General features: G+C 68.5%; 13 protein-coding genes. 3 read left to right on the top strand and 10 right to left on the bottom strand.

The window, feature by feature from the left end:
- Positions 1–31: 31 nt before the first annotated feature.
- The 8 genes from AC1DSC_RS03915 to AC1DSC_RS03880 form a co-directional block, all read right to left on the bottom strand.
- Positions 32–610: a Spy/CpxP family protein refolding chaperone gene (locus AC1DSC_RS03915; protein WP_436287029.1), complete on the bottom strand. Its 579-nt coding sequence runs from the start codon at positions 608–610 to the stop codon at positions 32–34.
- 149 nt (positions 611–759) lie between these two features.
- Entirely contained in the window at positions 760–1851 is a 1092-nt protein-coding gene (locus AC1DSC_RS03910) for a flavodoxin family protein (protein ID WP_436287030.1), read from the bottom strand.
- A 75-nt stretch (positions 1852–1926) separates the two neighbouring features.
- Complete coding sequence (locus AC1DSC_RS03905) at positions 1927–2826, bottom strand: pirin family protein (protein WP_012745182.1); 900 nt, start codon at positions 2824–2826, stop codon at positions 1927–1929.
- Positions 2827–2882: 56 nt separating this feature from the next.
- Positions 2883–3635, bottom strand: a complete 753-nt coding sequence (locus AC1DSC_RS03900; RefSeq protein ID WP_436287031.1) for a GNAT family N-acetyltransferase — start codon at positions 3633–3635, stop codon at positions 2883–2885.
- Entirely contained in the window at positions 3632–4906 is a 1275-nt protein-coding gene (locus AC1DSC_RS03895; RefSeq protein WP_436287032.1) for a biosynthetic peptidoglycan transglycosylase, read from the bottom strand. Before AC1DSC_RS03895 ends, AC1DSC_RS03900 begins: the two co-directional genes overlap by 4 nt.
- 10 nt (positions 4907–4916) lie before the next feature.
- Positions 4917–5486 (bottom strand): hypothetical protein, encoded by a 570-nt coding sequence (locus AC1DSC_RS03890; RefSeq protein ID WP_012745185.1) that lies wholly within the window; start codon positions 5484–5486, stop codon positions 4917–4919.
- A complete protein-coding gene (gene xrtQ, locus AC1DSC_RS03885) occupies positions 5467–6396 on the bottom strand; it encodes an exosortase Q (protein ID WP_012745186.1) in 930 nt (309 codons plus the stop codon). Before xrtQ ends, AC1DSC_RS03890 begins: the two co-directional genes overlap by 20 nt.
- A gap of 18 nt (positions 6397–6414) precedes the next feature.
- Positions 6415–8490: a VIT and vWA domain-containing protein gene (locus AC1DSC_RS03880; protein WP_436288282.1), complete on the bottom strand. Its 2076-nt coding sequence runs from the start codon at positions 8488–8490 to the stop codon at positions 6415–6417.
- A 210-nt stretch (positions 8491–8700) separates the two neighbouring features.
- On the opposite strand from AC1DSC_RS03880, the gene creD reads away from it, so the two are divergent.
- The 3 genes from creD (at position 8701) to AC1DSC_RS03865 (ending at position 13324) form a co-directional block, all read left to right on the top strand.
- Positions 8701–10182, top strand: coding sequence for a cell envelope integrity protein CreD (gene creD / locus AC1DSC_RS03875; RefSeq protein ID WP_436287033.1), 1482 nt, complete (start codon positions 8701–8703; stop codon positions 10180–10182).
- Positions 10183–10230: 48 nt separating this feature from the next.
- Positions 10231–12639 carry a penicillin-binding protein 1A gene (locus AC1DSC_RS03870; protein WP_436287034.1) on the top strand — a complete coding sequence of 803 codons (2409 nt, stop codon included), beginning with the start codon at positions 10231–10233 and terminating at the stop codon, positions 12637–12639.
- 79 nt (positions 12640–12718) lie between these two features.
- On the top strand, positions 12719–13324 hold the full coding sequence (locus tag AC1DSC_RS03865; protein ID WP_012745190.1) for a hypothetical protein: 606 nt from the start codon (positions 12719–12721) through the stop codon (positions 13322–13324).
- 5 nt (positions 13325–13329) lie between these two features.
- Here AC1DSC_RS03865 and creC read toward each other — a convergent pair whose 3' ends face one another.
- Both creC and creB read right to left on the bottom strand, forming a co-directional pair.
- Positions 13330–14772 (bottom strand): two-component system sensor histidine kinase CreC, encoded by a 1443-nt coding sequence (creC, locus tag AC1DSC_RS03860; RefSeq protein WP_436287035.1) that lies wholly within the window; start codon positions 14770–14772, stop codon positions 13330–13332.
- Positions 14769–15551 (bottom strand): two-component system response regulator CreB, encoded by a 783-nt coding sequence (gene creB / locus AC1DSC_RS03855; RefSeq protein WP_436287036.1) that lies wholly within the window; start codon positions 15549–15551, stop codon positions 14769–14771. The genes creC and creB overlap by 4 nt, the downstream gene beginning before the upstream one ends.
- Positions 15552–15967 lie beyond the last annotated feature (416 nt).

Below are 15967 nucleotides of genomic sequence, written 5' to 3'. Positions count from 1 at the left end.
TGGGCGCCGGTTCCGGCGCCCCGGCGGCGGGTCAGCTCTTGGCGGGTGTTGCCGAAGGTTGCCCGTCAGCGCCGCCGTGGCCGTGGTGGCCGCGGTGGCCATGCATGCCGACATGCACCGTCTCCGCGTCGAAGGTCTTCTGCTGCTCGGGCGTCAGCGCGGCATAGAAGGCCTTGGTGGCTTCGGCGCGCTTGGCGAACCTGGCGCTGCGCTCGGCCTGGCGGGCCTGCATGCGCTCCAGGCGCTCGGGCGTGGTGAGCTTGGCGAATTCCGCGCGGTCCATGCGCTGCGTGCGGGCCGGCGGCTGGCTGGCCGCTGCGAAGGTGGTCCACGCGCTTTCCTGTCCGGCATTCAGCTTGAGCTTTTCCTTCAGCGCGGCAAGCCGCTTGGTGCGGTGCTCCTGCATGCGCTCCATACGCTGGGCCGGGTCCATGCGCTTGTGCTGCGCCTTGGGTGCCGCGCCGCCCTCGGCCTGCGCAACGGCGGCCGTGGGCGTGGAGGGCGAAGTGCCGGGTGCCACCGGGGCCTGTTGTGCGAAAGCGCCCGAAGAGGCGAGGGCGGCCGAGCCCAGAAGGCTGGCCCAGACGATGCGTTGGCGAAGAGAGATCATGAGAAGTGCTTCCTTTCGAAGAAGCCCGCCGCCAAAGGGCAGCAGGTGAGACGAAGTGTGGAAGACCTCTGTATCGGCCAGGTGAGCCGCAAGTGAGCCTGCGTAAAGAATCATGAACGGGCGCGCGGCTTCCGGCGGCGCGGCATGCCTCATTTGAGCCGCGGCGGCTTCAGCCCGCGGTCGGGCGCCTGCAGCTTGCCCGCGCGCAGTTCGCCCACGGCCAGTGCCACGGCACGGGCCACGTTGCGCACTTCCTCCTGCACGCCTTCGTCGGCATCGAGGCTGTCGTGGCTGGTGGCGTAGGGCTCGTAGTAGCCGATGTAGCGGTCGAGCCGGGCCTGCGCACCCGCGTCGATGAGGCCCATCCAGTCGAGCCAGTCCGACAGGTTGCGCCGCACGCTCTCGGCGCCGGCCACGTCGCCGTGCACCACCAGGCCGTAGACCCGCCCCGCCAGGTGCTTGGGATAGCCCCAGCCCTGGAGTTCGAGGGCCTTGGCTTCGTCGGGCTTCTTGCCGTGGGTGCTGGTGGGGTCGGGGTTGCCGCCGTCGGCGCACACCAGCCGGTCGGTCATGAGCTTGAGCGGGCTGGCGGACTGGTACCAGTGCGTGGGCGTGAACAGGATCACGCCGTGCGCGGCCACCCAGCGCTCGTAGATCTCGTTCATCCAGTCGCCGGTCTGGCGCAACGCATGGTTGGGATAGCAGCTGCAGGGCCAGTGGCACAGCGGCATGGCGGTGGACACGCAGCCCTTGCAGGGATGGATGTGGCGCCCGTAGTCGGAGGCGAGCAGGCTCAGGTCGAGCACGTCGACCTCGATGCCGCAGCCATCGAGCACCTCGCGCGCGAGCTGCAGCAGCCGCCAGCTCTTGGAGATCTCCCCCGGGCAGGTGCCGTCGTTGCGCGGCGAGCCGTTGACGAGCAGCACGCGCGAGCGCGTCTGCGGGCTGCCCCAGGCGGCCTGCGCGGCGTCGATGCGCGCCCTGGCTTCGAGCCAGTCGACCGAAAGTTCGTAGTCGGGGTCGGCATGGCCCGGACCGGCCTTGCGCGTGACGGGCGACTTGCGGCCCTGTTCGTAGGCCTCCCATGCGATGAGCTCGATGCGCCGCAGCGCCTCCTTTTCGGACCGGAAGGCGGGGTCCTGGAAGGGCTGCATGAAGCGCTCGTGGAACTGGTCGCGCTTCAGTGTTTCGGGCGCCTGGCCCTTGCGGACCTCGGGGGCTTTGGTCGTGCGATGCGGCATGGCGGCCAATCTATGCCCCATGCGTGCGCCCGTGACCTGCGGGCGATGCCGATTTTCGGTAGGCCTGCGACTACATCAGGCCCCGAACTTGCCGCTCTGGAAGTCCTGCACGGCCTCCTTCAGCTGCTCCTGCGTGTTCATCACGAAGGGGCCGTACTGCGCGATCGGCTCGTGCAGCGGCTTGCCGGCAATCAGCAATGCGCGCGCCGGGCTGTGGTTGGTGGCGCCGGCGCGCAGCACCACGCCATCGCTGCCGGGATCGTTCGCCAGAATGGCCATGCGGCGCGTGGGCACCTCGCTGCCCGCGATCCACACCGACTCGCGGAACGCATAGACGAGCGCGTTGTGGTCGTCGGGCAGGGGCTGGGCGAACTCGGCGCCGGGCGGCAGCGTGATGTCGAGGTAGAGCGGCTCGGTGTGCTCGCGCCGCACCGCGCCCTCGATGCCGTGGCTCGCACCCGCGATCACGCGCACGTGCACGCCCGCGGCGGTGGTGTATTCCGGAATCTCCTCGCTCTGGATGTCGCGATACCAGGGCTCGCGCATCTTGTCCTTGGCCGGCAGGTTGAGCCAGAGCTGGAAGCCTTCCATGAGGCCGTCCTCCTGCTCGGGCAGTTCGCTGTGGACGAGGCCGCGGCCGGCCGTCATCCATTGCACGCCGCCGTTCTGCAGCAGCCCTTCGTGGCCGGCGCTGTCGCGGTGCCGCATGCGGCCCGCGATCATGTAGGTCACGGTTTCGAAGCCGCGGTGCGGATGGCTCGGAAAGCCGCCGATGTAGTCGCCCGGGTTGTCGCTGCCGAAGGCGTCGAGCATCAGGTAGGGGTCGAGCCTTTTCTGCAGCGGCTGCTGCAGCACGCGGGTGAGCTTGACGCCGTCGCCATCGCTGGTGGAAACACCGGCCACGATGTGGTCGATGCCGCGCGGCGTGGCCACGGGATCGGTCGGGTGGTTGGCGTGGTGGTTTGCATTCGTCATGCAGCCATGGTGGCACTAACGGCCCGACCGCGCCACCCGGTAGGAATTGCCCGTCTTCAGCGCGGCCACTGCTGGCGCTGCCAGTAGCGGTACTGCCACCGGGTCGAGAAACCGGCGCGCCGGTAGAGCGCATGGGCCGGCAGGTTGTGCGCGTCGACCTGCAGGAACACCTGCTCGAAGCCGCGCGCGAGCGCCGCCTGCGCAAGGGCTGCCAGCACGCGCCCGGCCAGGCCCCGGCCGCGCTGCGACTGCTCGGTCCGCATGCCGTGCACGCTGGCCCATCCGTGGCCGAAGGCCATGGCGCCGGCCGCCACGGTCCGGCGGCCCTCGCGCACGCTGGCATAGAGCGAGCCCTGGGCGCGCGAGAGCGCACGCACGCGGTGGGCGCCGTCCACCGGATCGAAGCCCTCGCCGAGGAACAGGGTGGCCCAGGCGTCGTCGGGCGCCAGGTCGACATCGGCCAGCGGGGCGCCGGCCGCGGCCATCTCGCGCATGCGCCGTGCGGAGCCGACCTGCACGCAGGTCGGCGAGTCGCCGACGTAGTGCCGCTGCTCCAGCTCCGACTGCAGCGCCACGAAGGAGGGCACATCGGCCAGGCGGAAGGCGGGCACGAAGTGCCGGCGGTCGTAGCGGTCCTCGATGCGGTCGATCGTGCGGCCGGCGACCGGCTCGCGATGCAGCGGCACGGCCGACCTCGCGCGCTTGACGGTGCCGTCGTCGAAGGGCAGCAGCCAGCCGTCGAGCTCTTCGACGACCAGCGGCGACACGGCGGCCACGGTGGCGCGCTCGATGGCCTCGACCTCGTTCATGGAGAGGCCTCCGGTGCGGTGAATCTGGCAGCCGCCACGCTCTTGAGCAGCGACTCGCGCTGGTTGCGGCTGATGCCGCGCACGCTCTCGGCGACCCACTTGGTGCGGTCCGGGTCGATCTGCCCGTCGCGCCGCCATTGCTCGAGCACCGCCTGCGGCTTGTGCAGCATGGACGCGAGCCAGACCGCCTGCGCGGGCTCCAGGCTGCGCGCGGACCGCTTGAAATAGCGCCGGGCGGCGGCTTCGGCGCCGCACAGGTTGCCGCCCCACGGCGCGTTGTCCAGGTAGAGCTGCAGGATGCGCGCCTTGCCCAGAGTTTGTTCCATCTCGACCGCGTAGAGTAGCTCGCGCAGCTTGCGTTCCGCGGTGCGGTCGCTGCCGGTCACCAGCATCTTGGCGAGCTGCTGCGTGAGCGTGCTGCCGCCGCGCTTGGGCTGGCCTTCCTTCTGGTTGTTGTCGATCGACGCGACGATCTCCGTCAGGTCGTAGCCGGCGTGGGTGAAGAAGCGCTGGTCTTCGGCCGCGATGACGGCGCGCGCCAGCCAGCTGTCGTTGGCCAGCTTCGACGGCGCGCCGCAGCTGGTGCGCGCGCCGAGCATGGCTTCGGTGCCCAGCCCCTCGACGGTGAACTGGCTCACGGTGGGCTGCACCGCAAACGTGGCCTCGGGCAGCATGACCTGCCCGCGCAGCGCCAGCGTGCCGCCGATGCGCGCGCGCTGCAGCTCGGGCAGGCTGGGCGCGAGCACGGCATACCAGCGGGCAATGGGCGCGTCCTTGATGTCGACGCTGAGCTGCAGGCCCTTGCCCTTGGGCACCAGCTGTCCTTGCCACTGGCCCTGGAGCACGGCGGCGGCCTCGGCGCTGCGCGGCGTGGCCTCGATGGTGCCGGCCAGCGTGTTGCCTTCGCGCTTCACGGTGGCGACCAGGCCCTCGAACACGATCGGCTGCGTGCCGAGCGCGGCAACCTCGGCGCTGCAGGGCGAGCAGCGCACTTCGAGCACGCCCGCCGCGTCCTTCCAGGCGAAGTGCAGGGTGCCGAAGCGACTGTCGAATGAATGCCCGTCCAGCCGCGGCGCGAACCAGGACGACGTGGCCAGGCGCACCGCCGTGGGCACGCCCACCGCAAAGCGCAGCGGGCCGGCCTCGACCGTGGTGCTCCACTCCCCCGCGGCCGGTGCAAGCACCAGTTTTACTATCAGGAAGATAGCAACGCAGGTTGTCACGACAAGGGCCAGCAGCCCGTAGATCACGAATCGCAGAAACTGTTTCACAAAACTCTCATCACATCGGCCTCGCCACCGTCACAGCTTGCCACGGACCGCTCGAGCGTCCACTGGCCGCCGCCCAGTACCAGGCTGAAGTGTCGGTGAAAGCCGTGCCTTCGGCATCGACGATGCGCTCACAGACACGGATCTTTTGCGCACTGTGCCGTTGCGCAACAAAACAGCGCCACAGCCGCTCCTGCGCATCGCGCTCGAGCCGCGCCTGTTCGATGCGAAAACCCAGCGCGCGGTAGCAGTCGGCCGCCGGATGCAGCATGCGCGTGGGGGCGTTCACCGCGCGCATCACGATGGTCTGCGTGCCGTCGGTCATGCGGCCGATGGCACCCGGAAAGCGGTCGGCAAAGCGCTGCTCGACGTCGCCGAGCGCCAACGGCCGCAGTGGAACGCCGTCCCACTGGCTCGGCCATTCGTGCGAGGCCATGGCCATCGAGGGTTCGGGCGGCGCACGCAGCGCCGCCGCGGTCGACCACAGCATGCACAGCAGCATCAGGAGCGCAAAGGCGGTCTTGTGGCCGATGCGGTTGATGAAATGGTTGGCAAACAGGACTTCAAAGAACCGTGTCGACATGGCGGCCTCCTTGCGTGGTGATCAGGCCCGGGATCGGCCGGTCGGCGAACGCGGGCTCGGTGCGCACCGGCACCATCAGGCGGGCGATGCCGCCGCACACCGCGGCCAGAATCAACAGCCCGAGCAGGTTGTGCGCCCAGGGCGCGAGCGGGTGGCCCGCGCCTTCGAACGCGATCAGCATGCTGTTGCGCAGGATGTTGCCGCCCAGCACCATGAGGCCGACCATCGGCAGCCGGCGCAGGAAGCCGCGGTCGCTGCGGCGGGCCCAGAGCGCCACCGCGCAGGCCGTGAAGTAGCCGAGCCACACCATCTGCACGCCCGAGCACGGCGCGTCGACGATCACCAGCCGGCCATCGACCACCAGGCTGCTTCCCTCGCGCGCCACGCTGAAGCCCGGTGCCAGCAGCCAGCGGCTCGCCTCGGCCGTGACCACGCGCAGCGGATAGCCCGCATAGAACTGCAGCGACGACAGCAGCGGCAGCGCGAGCACCGCCAGGCCGGCCACCGGCAGCGCGGCCACGCGCCGCGGCAGGAAGGCCAGCAGGCCGCAGGCCAGTGCCAGCACGGCCACCAGGCCCGTGGCGAGCGGCGGCAGCGCGGGCAGGGCGCCGAGCCCCGTGCGCAGCGCGGTCGCCAGCACGGTGCCGGCGCCTGCCAGTGCCAGCCAGCCCAGCTGCGGCGCAGCGCGCAATTCGCGCCGGCAATGCCAGGCCAGCGCGGCCAGGGCAGCCAGCGCCAGCAGGCCCAGCGGATCGTCGGAACCGTCGCGCAGCCGCCGGGCCATCCAGGCCCAGGTCGGCGCGAGCGCGGCGAATTGCAGTGCGAGCCAGCCGGCAGCCGGTGCGCGGTCGACGTGGATGCCCCAATCCACGATGCGCGGATGGCGATGGGCGAGTGCGGCCAATGACATTTTTTCTTTTCCCCTGGCTCAGGCCGTGAAGCGGCGCGGATCGTTGCGGCGCGCGCGGCGGCGCAGCATCGCGAGCATCGACAGCACCACGGCAATCGCGCCCAGCGTCTCGGGTTCCGGCGTGCTCGGCACCTCGGCGCCGAGTGCGAGTTCGCTCACGCCCTGCGGCAATGGCAGCGGCTGGTTCACGCCCACGCTGTTCTGCGGCGCGGGGTTGCGCACCACCTTGTCGACGGCGATGAAGCTGGTGTACTGGGTCAGCAGGCTGTACTTCAGGCCGAGCTCGGTGATGCGCTCCTTGAACGCGCTGCCGCCTTCGAGCGTTTCCTGGTCGCTCAGGCTCTGGATGCGGTGGCGCGCCCACAGCGTGCGCAGCGCGGCCGTGTCCTGGCGCAGCTGCGGGTCGATGCGCAGTTCCTGGCGGTACGGGCCGTTGGCGCCCTGGCCTTCGACGATCACGCGGCCCTTGGCCTTGCCTTCCGCGTCCGCGCGCCACTTGCCGAACACGATCACCGGGCGCTCGCCCAGCACGTCGGGCAGCGCCTGCGGTTCCACGTCGTACACGTCGAGCCCGCCGAAAGTCACCTTCACATTGGTGAGCACCGGCGACTCCACCATGCGGCGGAAGCGCGCGGCCTGCTCGGGCGCCTGGATCGGGTCGGTGATGATGAAGGGCTCGCCCATGCCGGCGCGCGCAATGCCTTCCATCAGGCTGCGGTTGACCGACGAACCGATGCCGAAGGCGAACACATTGGCCTTCGAAAGGTTCTTGCGCACCAGCTCGAAAGCCTCGCGCTCCACGCTCACGTAGCCGTCCGTCACCAGCACCACGGTGCGCGAGACCTTCTCCTCCTTCGGCTCGGCGTAGACGCGCTTGAGCGCGGGAATCAGCTCGGTGCTGCCGCTGCCGCCGTAGTTCTGGATGGTGGCCAGCGCCTGCTCGATGTTGGCGCGCGTGGCCGGCACCGACCGGGGCGAGAGCATCTTGTTGCTGCCCGAGAACAGTAGCACGTTGAAGGTGTCGCTGGGCCTGAGGCCGCCAATCAGGCGTTCGAGCACCGTCTTGGCGGTGTCGAGCGGAAAGCCGTGCATCGACCCCGAGATGTCGACCACGAAGATGTAGTCGCGCGGCGAGATCGCGCTGGCGGCCACGGCCTTGGGCGGCTCGACCATCGCGAGGAAGAAGTTCTCGGCGCTGCCGTCGGTGTTCTGGCCCTTGTAGAGCATCAGGCCCGATTCGATCCTTTCGCCCGCAAGGCGGTAGTCCAGCACGAAGTCGCGGTTGTCCGCGGGCCGGCCATCGGCCGCGAGCACGATGTCGGCGTGCCGGTCTTCATCGCTCTTCTTCACCTCGATGGTGTGGGACGAGGAGCGCACCTCCTTCAGCCCCATGGGCGTGTCGATGCTGGCCTTGAGCCTGAAGCTGGTGTCCGGCGCCACGTCCGCGCGCAGCGTGGGCTGCGCCACCCACTTGGCCTGGGCGTTCTCCGACTGCGGGCTGTTGTAGCGCGGGCCCACCACGGTGGGAAAGACGAACGCGTAGTTGCCGGACTGAGGCACCAGCAGTTCGGTATAGCGCAGCTCCACCTTCACGTCGTCGCCCGGCAGGATGTTGGCGACGTTCATCTGGAACACGTTGGGCAGGTGCTGCTCGAGCAGCGCGGCGGTCTTGCCTTCCTTCTTGGCGCTGTCGTATTCGATCTGCGCCTGCTGCTTCTCGCGGATCTGCGCGGTGATCAGCCGGTCGGCCAGGCGCACGTTGAGGCCGCTCACGGCCGCCTTGGTCGAGCCGGGGAACACGTACTTGGCCTCGATGGCGCGCTGGCCTTCGTTGCGGTAGGTCTGCGTGACGGTCACGTCGGCAATGACGCCCGAGATCTTCACCGCCACCTCGGTGGCCTTGAGCGGCAGGCGGTCGACCGCGGGATCGTCGCTCTTCACGAAGAAGTACGGGCTCTCGGTCTTCAGCCGCGGGCCCGGTGCTTCCTGGGCATGCACGGGGTTGAGGCTGAGCGCGACGAAGCCCGCCGTGGCCAGGCTCACGGTGGCGAGCCAGAGCCAGCGGCCGGGACGGGTGGAGGTGTGGGCATCCATGGCGGTGTGGGTGTTGGTGTCCGTGCGAACTTGCACAGCCGCAACTGTCGGCACCGCGCGAGAAGGAAATTGGAAGGCTCCTTGAAGTCCGGCGCGTGGATGCGGCGTTGTATGAAGCCTGTGTGAAGTCCGCCGGCGGCTGCGCTTCACACGCGCTTCGGATGGCGCAGCGAGCATCGCGGCTTCGACAACCGACGAGGAGAAAAAAACATGTTCCAGTTGCTGAAGGCCCTGCAGGGTTCGATGCTGGTCAAGGTGGCCGGACTGCTGATGCTCACGCTCCTGCTGTGCATTCCGCTGGCCGAGATCAATGCGATCAACCGCGAGCGCGGCAGCAGCCAGCGCGAGGCGGCCGCGGAGCTCGCGGCCACCTATGCGGGCCCGCAGACCGTGGTGGGTCCGCTGCTGCTGGTGCCCTATGTGGAGCGCTGGATGGAGCCGCTGCGCAATGCGCAGGGCCAGGTGATCGGCCAGGAGGCGCGCAGCAAGGAAATGACCCATGTGGTGTTTCCCGACAAGCTGCACATCGAAGGTTCGATGGCACCGCACGAGCGCTACCGGGGCATCTTCAGGATCCCGTTCTATACGCTCAGCGCCACGCTCGGCGGCGGCTTTTCGGCCTTCGATCCCAAGTCGGTGGCGCACAGCGAAACCGATTCGCGCATCGAGTTCAAGGCACCGTTCGCCGTCTTCGGCGCGAGCGACCTGCGCGGGCTCGACGGTTCGCCTTCGATCGCGATGAACGGCGAGGCCTTGCGTTTCAGGCAGCGCGTGCCCGGCCTGGCGGATGACGCCCTGCTGGCCGACGGCATCCACGCACCGCTCACCGGCGCCGCGCTCGCTGCATGGGAGGCGAAGGCACCGTTGTCCTTCGAGATGAAGCTCGGCCTGGTCGGGCAGGACACGCTCTCGATGGTGCCGATTGCCGAGGAGACCACCGCCCATCTGAAGTCGCCCTGGGCGCATCCGAGTTTCGGCGGCCGTTTTCTCGCCACCCAGCGCGAAGTGACGCCGCAGGGCTTCGATGCGCACTGGCGCGTGTCTTCGCTCGTGACCTCGGCGCGCGAGCAGGTGCGCGCCGGGCTGCCGGGCCGCGGCGATGCCGCCAGTGCCGCAACGGCGGCGGCCGTGGCTGCAACCAGCCATGCGCAGCGCAACCTCGGCCCCCTGCAGACCTTCGACGTGTCGCTCGCGCAGCCGGTCAACGTGTATTCGATGAGCACGCGCGCCGGCAAGTACGGCGCGCTCTTCATCGGCCTGGTGATCATGGCGGCCTTCATGTTCGAGCTGTTCCGCAGGCAGCGCATGCACCCGGTGCAGTACGGCCTGGTCGGCCTCTCGATCGCGCTGTTCTTCCTGCTGCTGCTGGCCCTGTCCGAGAAGCTGGCCTTCTGGCTGGCCTATGCCAGCGCGGCCGGCGCGAGCGTGCTGCTGCTGGGCATCTATTTCAGCGCGGTCTTGCAAAGCTGGACACGCGGCGCGGGCTTCGGGGCCTATGTCGCGGTACTCTATGGCGCGCTCTACGGCCTGCTGGCATCGGAAAGCAATGCGCTGCTGCTCGGCGCCCTGCTGACATTCGGCATGCTGACGGTGCTGATGCTCGCCACGCGCAAGGTCGACTGGTATGCGCTGTCGGCCGGGAACCCCCGAATGCCCGAGCCGGTCTTACCTGAGGCGGCCGCGTCCGTGTAACCAACGCTACGGACTGTTTTTTTCCTTACCTTTTTGCCACTGATTCCCATGGACGATTCTTCTCCCTCCGCCGAGCCCGCGCGCCCGCAGCGTTCAGCGAAGCTGCGGCGCGCGGCGCGGTGGAGCGCCATCGCGCTCGGCTGCGGCGCGCTGGTGCTGCTGGTGGCCGCCGTCGTTGCGGTGGCCTCCATCTATCCCCGGCTGCCCGACATTTCCGAACTGGCCGACTACCGGCCCAAGCTGCCCCTGCGCGTGTACACGGTCGAAGGCACGCTGATCGGCGAGTTCGGCGAAGAGCGCCGCATGCTCACGCCCTTTGCGAGCATTCCCAAGGTCATGAAGGACGCCGTGCTCGCGGTGGAAGACGCGCGCTTCTACGACCATGGCGGCGTCGACTACAAGGGCTTCGCGCGCGCGGCCGTGGCCAGCCTCAAGGGCGGCCGCAAGCAGGGCGCCTCGACCATCACGATGCAGGTGGCGCGCAACGTCTACCTGAGCTCCGAACGCACGCTGAGCCGCAAGGCCTACGAGATATTGCTGGCGCTGCGCCTGGAACAGCAGCTCAGCAAGGACCAGATCCTGGAGATCTACCTGAACCAGATCTACCTGGGCAACCGCGCCTATGGTTTTGCCGCCGCATCGGAAGCGTATTTCGGCAAGCCGCTACAGAACGTCACGCTGGCCGAGGCCGCCATGCTGGCCGGCCTGCCCAAGGCGCCCGGCGCCAACAACCCGGTGGCCAATCCGCGGCGCGCCCGCGCCCGCCAGCTCTACGTGATCGACCGCATGCACGAAACCGGCTTCATCACCGCCGAGCAGGCGGCCGAGGCCAAGAAGGAAGAGCTGCACCTGCGCGATGCCGCCGACCCGGAGCGGCTGCATGCGGAATACGTGGCCGAGACGGTGCGCCAGATGATGTACGCGCAGTACGGCGACAGCATCTACACCAGCGGCATGAAGGTCTATACCTCGCTGGTCGCGGCCGACCAGGCGGCGGCCTACAGGTCGCTGCGCAAGGGCATCATGGACTACGAGCGGCGCCAGCCCTATCGCGGGCCCGAGCGCTTCGTCGACCTGCCGGACGATCCCAAGGAAGTCGACGAGGCGGTGGACGACGCGCTGGCCGAGCATCCCGACAACGGCGACGTGATGGCCGCGGTGGTGCTGGAGGCCGGCAGCAAGGAAATCAACGCGGTGCGCGCGAACGGCGAAACCGTGCAGATCACCGGCGAAGGCCTCCGGCCTGCGCAGTCGGGGCTTGCGGCGAAGGCGCCGCCGCACATCAAGATCCGCCGCGGCGCGGTGATCCGCGTGGCCCGCACGCCGAAGAACACCTGGGAGATCACGCAGCTGCCCGAAGTGGAGGGCGCCTTCATCGGCATGGATCCGCGCAGCGGCGCCATCAAGTCGCTGGTGGGGGGCTTCGACTTCGGCAAGAACAAGTTCAACCACGTGACGCAGGCCTGGCGCCAGCCGGGCTCGAGCTTCAAGCCCTTCATCTATTCGGCCGCGCTCGAAAAAGGCTTCACGCCCGCGACCATCGTCAACGATGCGCCGCTGCACTTCGAGCCGGGCACCCCGGGCGGGCAGCCCTGGGAACCGAAGAACTTCGATGGCGGCTTCGAAGGGCCGATGCCGCTGCGCACCGCGCTCATGAAGTCGAAGAACCTGGTGACGGTGCGCCTGCTGCAGGCCATCGGCGCGCCGTATGCGCAGGAGTGGATCACCCGCTTCGGCTTCGACAAGGACAAGCACCCGGCCTACCTGCCGATGGCACTGGGCGCCGGCTCGGTCACGCCGATGCAGATGGCCACGGCGTACTCGGTGTTCGCCAACGGCGGCTACAAGGTCAATCCGTACCTGGTCACGCGCATCACCGACCTGCGCGACAAGGTGCTGGTCGAGACCGAGCCGCCGGTGCTCGACGAAAGCCGCCGCGCCATTCCCGAGCGCAACGCCTTCATCATGGATTCGCTGTTGCAGAGCGTGGTGAAGGGCGGCACCGCCGCGCGCGCCTACCAGGCGCTCAAGCGCGACGACCTGTTCGGCAAGACCGGCACCACCAACGATTCCTTCGACACCTGGTTCGCGGGCTTCCAGCCCACCACCGTGGGCATTGCATGGATCGGCTACGACACGCCGCGCCAGCTGGGCGTGCGCGGCGAAACCGGCGGCAGCCTGAGCCTGCCGATCTGGATCGGCTACATGCAGGCCGCGCTCAAGGGGGTGCCGGTCAGCAAGATGGCCGAGCCGCCGGGCGTCGTCAACATCGACGGCGAGTGGTACTTCGACGACTTCACCCCAGGCCACAGCGTGGCCAGCCTGGGCGTGGAGAGCGAGCCGCCGCCCGTGCCGGCCGAAGAACTCACGGGTGTGCCACCGGCCGCCGTCCCGGTGCCGCTGGGCCCGCCGCCGCAGCCCGAAGAGCGCAACCGCATCCTCGATTTCTTCCGCTGAGGCATGGCGGGAAGAAGCCGCAGCGAGTCTCTACACTCGGTGCGGCTTCTTTCGCTTGACCTTCCCACGCTTCTTCCCCATGGAAATCCTCACCCTGGCGACATTGATCGTCGTCGGCGCCTACATCCTCAAGTCCAGGGACCAGCGCCAGCGCATCGCGCTGCTGGGCAGCCACCTGGGCCGATACCAGATCGAAAGGCTGATGGAGAGCCTCACCGAAGGCTACCTGCGCTGCCTGGGCGAGGACAACGCCGAGCGGCGCCAGCAGATCTGGAGCCTGCTCGATTCCACCGAGGAAAAGCTCTCGGCCCAGTTCGACAGCTTTGCCGCCGAGTTCGCGCGGGTCGACGCGGCCGATGCGCGCGTGAGCAAGCTGCCGGTGGCCATTCCGTTCGCGCACAGGCTGTTTCCGGCCGCCACCTTCGACCTGCGCCAGGCGCTGGCGATCCACGCGCGCGGCATTGCCGAGGTCATGCGCAACGACGCGGGCCGCACGCCCAAGGCCAAGGCCTTCACCATGTCGGCCGAGCTGTTCCTGATGCAGCACACCTGTCACTGGTTCTGCAAGTCGAAGACGGTGGCTTCGGCGCGCATGCTGGCGCGGCACAAGACCTCGTACGAGCAACTGCTCGAGGCCGTGAGCCCCGCAACGCGCCGGGCCTACGCGGCGCTCACGGGCCAGTGACCCCTTCAGTGGTGTGACGGCAGCAGCGGCAGCGTGAGCGTGGCCACCGCGCCGCCGCGCGCCGCATTGCCGAGCTCGATGCGCCCGCGGTGCAGCGCGGCAATCTCCTTCACGAAGGCCAGCCCGAGCCCGGTGCTCTTCTTCTGGCTGTGCGGCCGCGCGAGCGAATAGAACTTCTGGAAGACCTTTTCCTGTGCGTAGTCCGGAATGCCCGGGCCGTGGTCGCGCACGCTCACGCGCGCCAGCTTCGAGGTGGTTTCCAGCGTCAGCAGCACCTCGCTGCCCTGCGGTGAAAAATCGATCGCGTTGTCCAGCAGGTTGCTGATGGCGCGCCGCAGCAGGAACGGATCGCCCTCCGCGCGCGCCTCGGCGCGAATGTTCACGCGCACGCCGATGTTGCGCTTGGCCGCCGCAGGCTGCGCGCTGATGGCGATGTCCTCGATCAGCGAGGCCAGCGCCACCGGCTCCGTGCGGTCGAGCCCGTGGCGGGTTTCCAGCGCGGTGAGCTCCATCATGCGGTCGACGATTTCCTGGATGCGCTGCGTTTCGCGCTCGATGTTCTTCAGGAAACGCTCGCGCTCCGCATGCGGCATCGACGGTTCCTGCAGCAGCTCGGCCGCGCCGCGGATCGCCGAGAGCGGGCTCTTCACTTCGTGCGTGAAAGTCTGCACGTAGTCGGCCACGTAGTTGCGGCCGGTCAGCGCGTCGCGCATTTCGCTGAAGCCGGTGCGCACCGCATCCACCGCGCGCCGCGCCATGCGCGAAAGGCTCAGCGTGCGCTGCGCGCGCACCCAGGCCCAGTAGTCCGAGATCAGCCCGAAGGGCCGCACCAGCCAGACCGAGACGATCACCGCCAGCAGCAGCAGTGCCAGCCCCGAACCCACGCCCACCCACAGCGTGCGGGCCCGCGCGTCCTCCACGAACTGGCCGAAGCTCTGCACCGGCTTGCCGACGCTCACCATGCCGACGATCTCGTTGTTCCACCGGATCGGCGCGCCCACGTACATCACCGAGGTGCGCGGATCGCCGTCGACGTCGCGCGAGGTGCGCGCACCGTACAGGCCGGCGAGCGTGCGGCTCACGTCGCTCCACTGCGAGTAGTCGGCGCCCAGGTGCCTGCCGAGCGAATCGAACACCACGCGGCCGCTGCGGTCGGTGACGTACACGCGCAGCTCGACGCGGTTCTTGTGCAGGTTGTAGATCTGCGCGGAGAACTCGCGCGCATAGACCGTGCGGAACAGCGGCTCGAGCCGCGCGGTGTTGAGGGCGCCCGCGATCACGTCCTGTTCGACCAGGCTGGCCATGAGCTGCGAGGTCTCGACCAGCGATTCCTCGGCCGATTCGCGGTAGCGCGGATCGATGTCCGACACCACGCGGTAGAGCAGGAAGGCGATGCCCGCCGTGTAGATCAGCAGGATGCCGATAAAAATCCGCGTGCGCCGGCTCACGGCGTCTGGGGCAGTTCTTCGTTCAGCGCATAGCCGGTGCCGCGCAGCGTGCGGATCGGCTCCACCTCGGGCGCGACGGCCTTGAGCTTGGCGCGCAGGGTCTTCACATGGGCATCGACCGTGCGGTCGAAGCTGTCGCTCGCGTCGTCCCAGACCAGCTGCAGCAGTTCGTCGCGCGTGAAGACGCGTCCGGGCCGCTGCACCAGGAGCCGTAGCAGCCCGTATTCGTAGCGCGAGAGCTCGAGCAGGCGTCCGTAGTAGCGGATCTGCATGCGCTCGTTGTCCAGCGCAAACGGCATTGCGGGGGGCTGGACGGGCGCTGGAGGCGCCGCGCCCGGAATTCGAGGGGGTACCCCATCGCCCGGCCCGGCGGGCGCTCCAGCGGCCGCTCGTGCGCTGCGCCGCAGGATGGTACGGACCCGCGCCACCAGTTCGCGCGGCGAAAAGGGCTTGGCGATGTAGTCGTCGGCGCCAAGTTCCAGCCCCACCACGCGGTCGATCTCGTCGCTTCTTGCCGTGAGAAACAGCATCGGCACCTCGGCACCGCCCTGCGACTGGTTCAGCGCGCGCAGGCGCTTGAACAGCTCGAAGCCGTTGAGATCGGGCAGGCCGACATCCAGGATCGCGAGCGCCGGCGGCTCCTGCGCGAATTGCGCGATGGCGTCTTCGGCCGTGGCGCACCAGACCGGCGTGAAGCCATCGCTCTTCAGCACGTACTGGAGGGTGTCGGCAATGCCCGATTCGTCTTCGGCGATCAGGATCCGCGGTTTGAAGCTCATCCCCGGATGTTAGCGAGCGGGCGCCGTCCGGCGAGGCTGGTTTGGCTGCGTGGCGCCGCGAACACGGCGCAGCCGTCCACGGACTTTTTTTCGGGCGCGGCGCTGTCCCCGTTTCTATTTCTTATTTCTCTTATTCAAATTAGTAGTAGTAGATAAGGGCAGCGCCGGTCTGTGGACATGGCACTTTTTTCCTTGCGTGACATGGACTTGTCATGCCCGCGTCACTGTGCGCAGCTGCGCTTCCGTGCTGTCGCGCCAAAAGGAACAACATTGCCGGAAGCGCCGGCCCTGTGGATAACGCCCTGCTTGTGCCGGAAATCTCCCCAGAGTTGTCCTTTGACAGGCTCCGGAAAATCTGCCAAAGGCGTTTTCCGGCGCGAGAAATTCATTGCCTCATATTTGGGCAGACTGTAGAT

Source organism: Variovorax sp. 01N425 (assembly GCF_056399465.1).
This window is presented reverse-complemented; position numbering and strand designations above follow the sequence as displayed.

What these genes read in the sequence shown, in the direction of transcription:
- AC1DSC_RS03915 (WP_436287029.1), bottom strand. Translation starts at nt 610, where the DNA reads ATGATCTCTCTTCGCCAACGCATCGTCTGGGCCAGCCTTCTGGGCTCG.
- AC1DSC_RS03910 (WP_436287030.1), bottom strand. Translation starts at nt 1,851, where the DNA reads ATGCCGCATCGCACGACCAAAGCCCCCGAGGTCCGCAAGGGCCAGGCG.
- AC1DSC_RS03905 (WP_012745182.1), bottom strand. Translation starts at nt 2,826, where the DNA reads ATGACGAATGCAAACCACCACGCCAACCACCCGACCGATCCCGTGGCC.
- AC1DSC_RS03900 (WP_436287031.1), bottom strand. Translation starts at nt 3,635, where the DNA reads ATGAACGAGGTCGAGGCCATCGAGCGCGCCACCGTGGCCGCCGTGTCG.
- AC1DSC_RS03890 (WP_012745185.1), bottom strand. Translation starts at nt 5,486, where the DNA reads ATGTCGACACGGTTCTTTGAAGTCCTGTTTGCCAACCATTTCATCAAC.
- xrtQ (WP_012745186.1), bottom strand. Translation starts at nt 6,396, where the DNA reads ATGTCATTGGCCGCACTCGCCCATCGCCATCCGCGCATCGTGGATTGG.
- AC1DSC_RS03880 (WP_436288282.1), bottom strand. Translation starts at nt 8,490, where the DNA reads ATGGATGCCCACACCTCCACCCGTCCCGGCCGCTGGCTCTGGCTCGCC.
- creD (WP_436287033.1), top strand. Translation starts at nt 8,701, where the DNA reads ATGTTCCAGTTGCTGAAGGCCCTGCAGGGTTCGATGCTGGTCAAGGTG.
- AC1DSC_RS03870 (WP_436287034.1), top strand. Translation starts at nt 10,231, where the DNA reads ATGGACGATTCTTCTCCCTCCGCCGAGCCCGCGCGCCCGCAGCGTTCA.
- AC1DSC_RS03865 (WP_012745190.1), top strand. Translation starts at nt 12,719, where the DNA reads ATGGAAATCCTCACCCTGGCGACATTGATCGTCGTCGGCGCCTACATC.
- creB (WP_436287036.1), bottom strand. Translation starts at nt 15,551, where the DNA reads ATGAGCTTCAAACCGCGGATCCTGATCGCCGAAGACGAATCGGGCATT.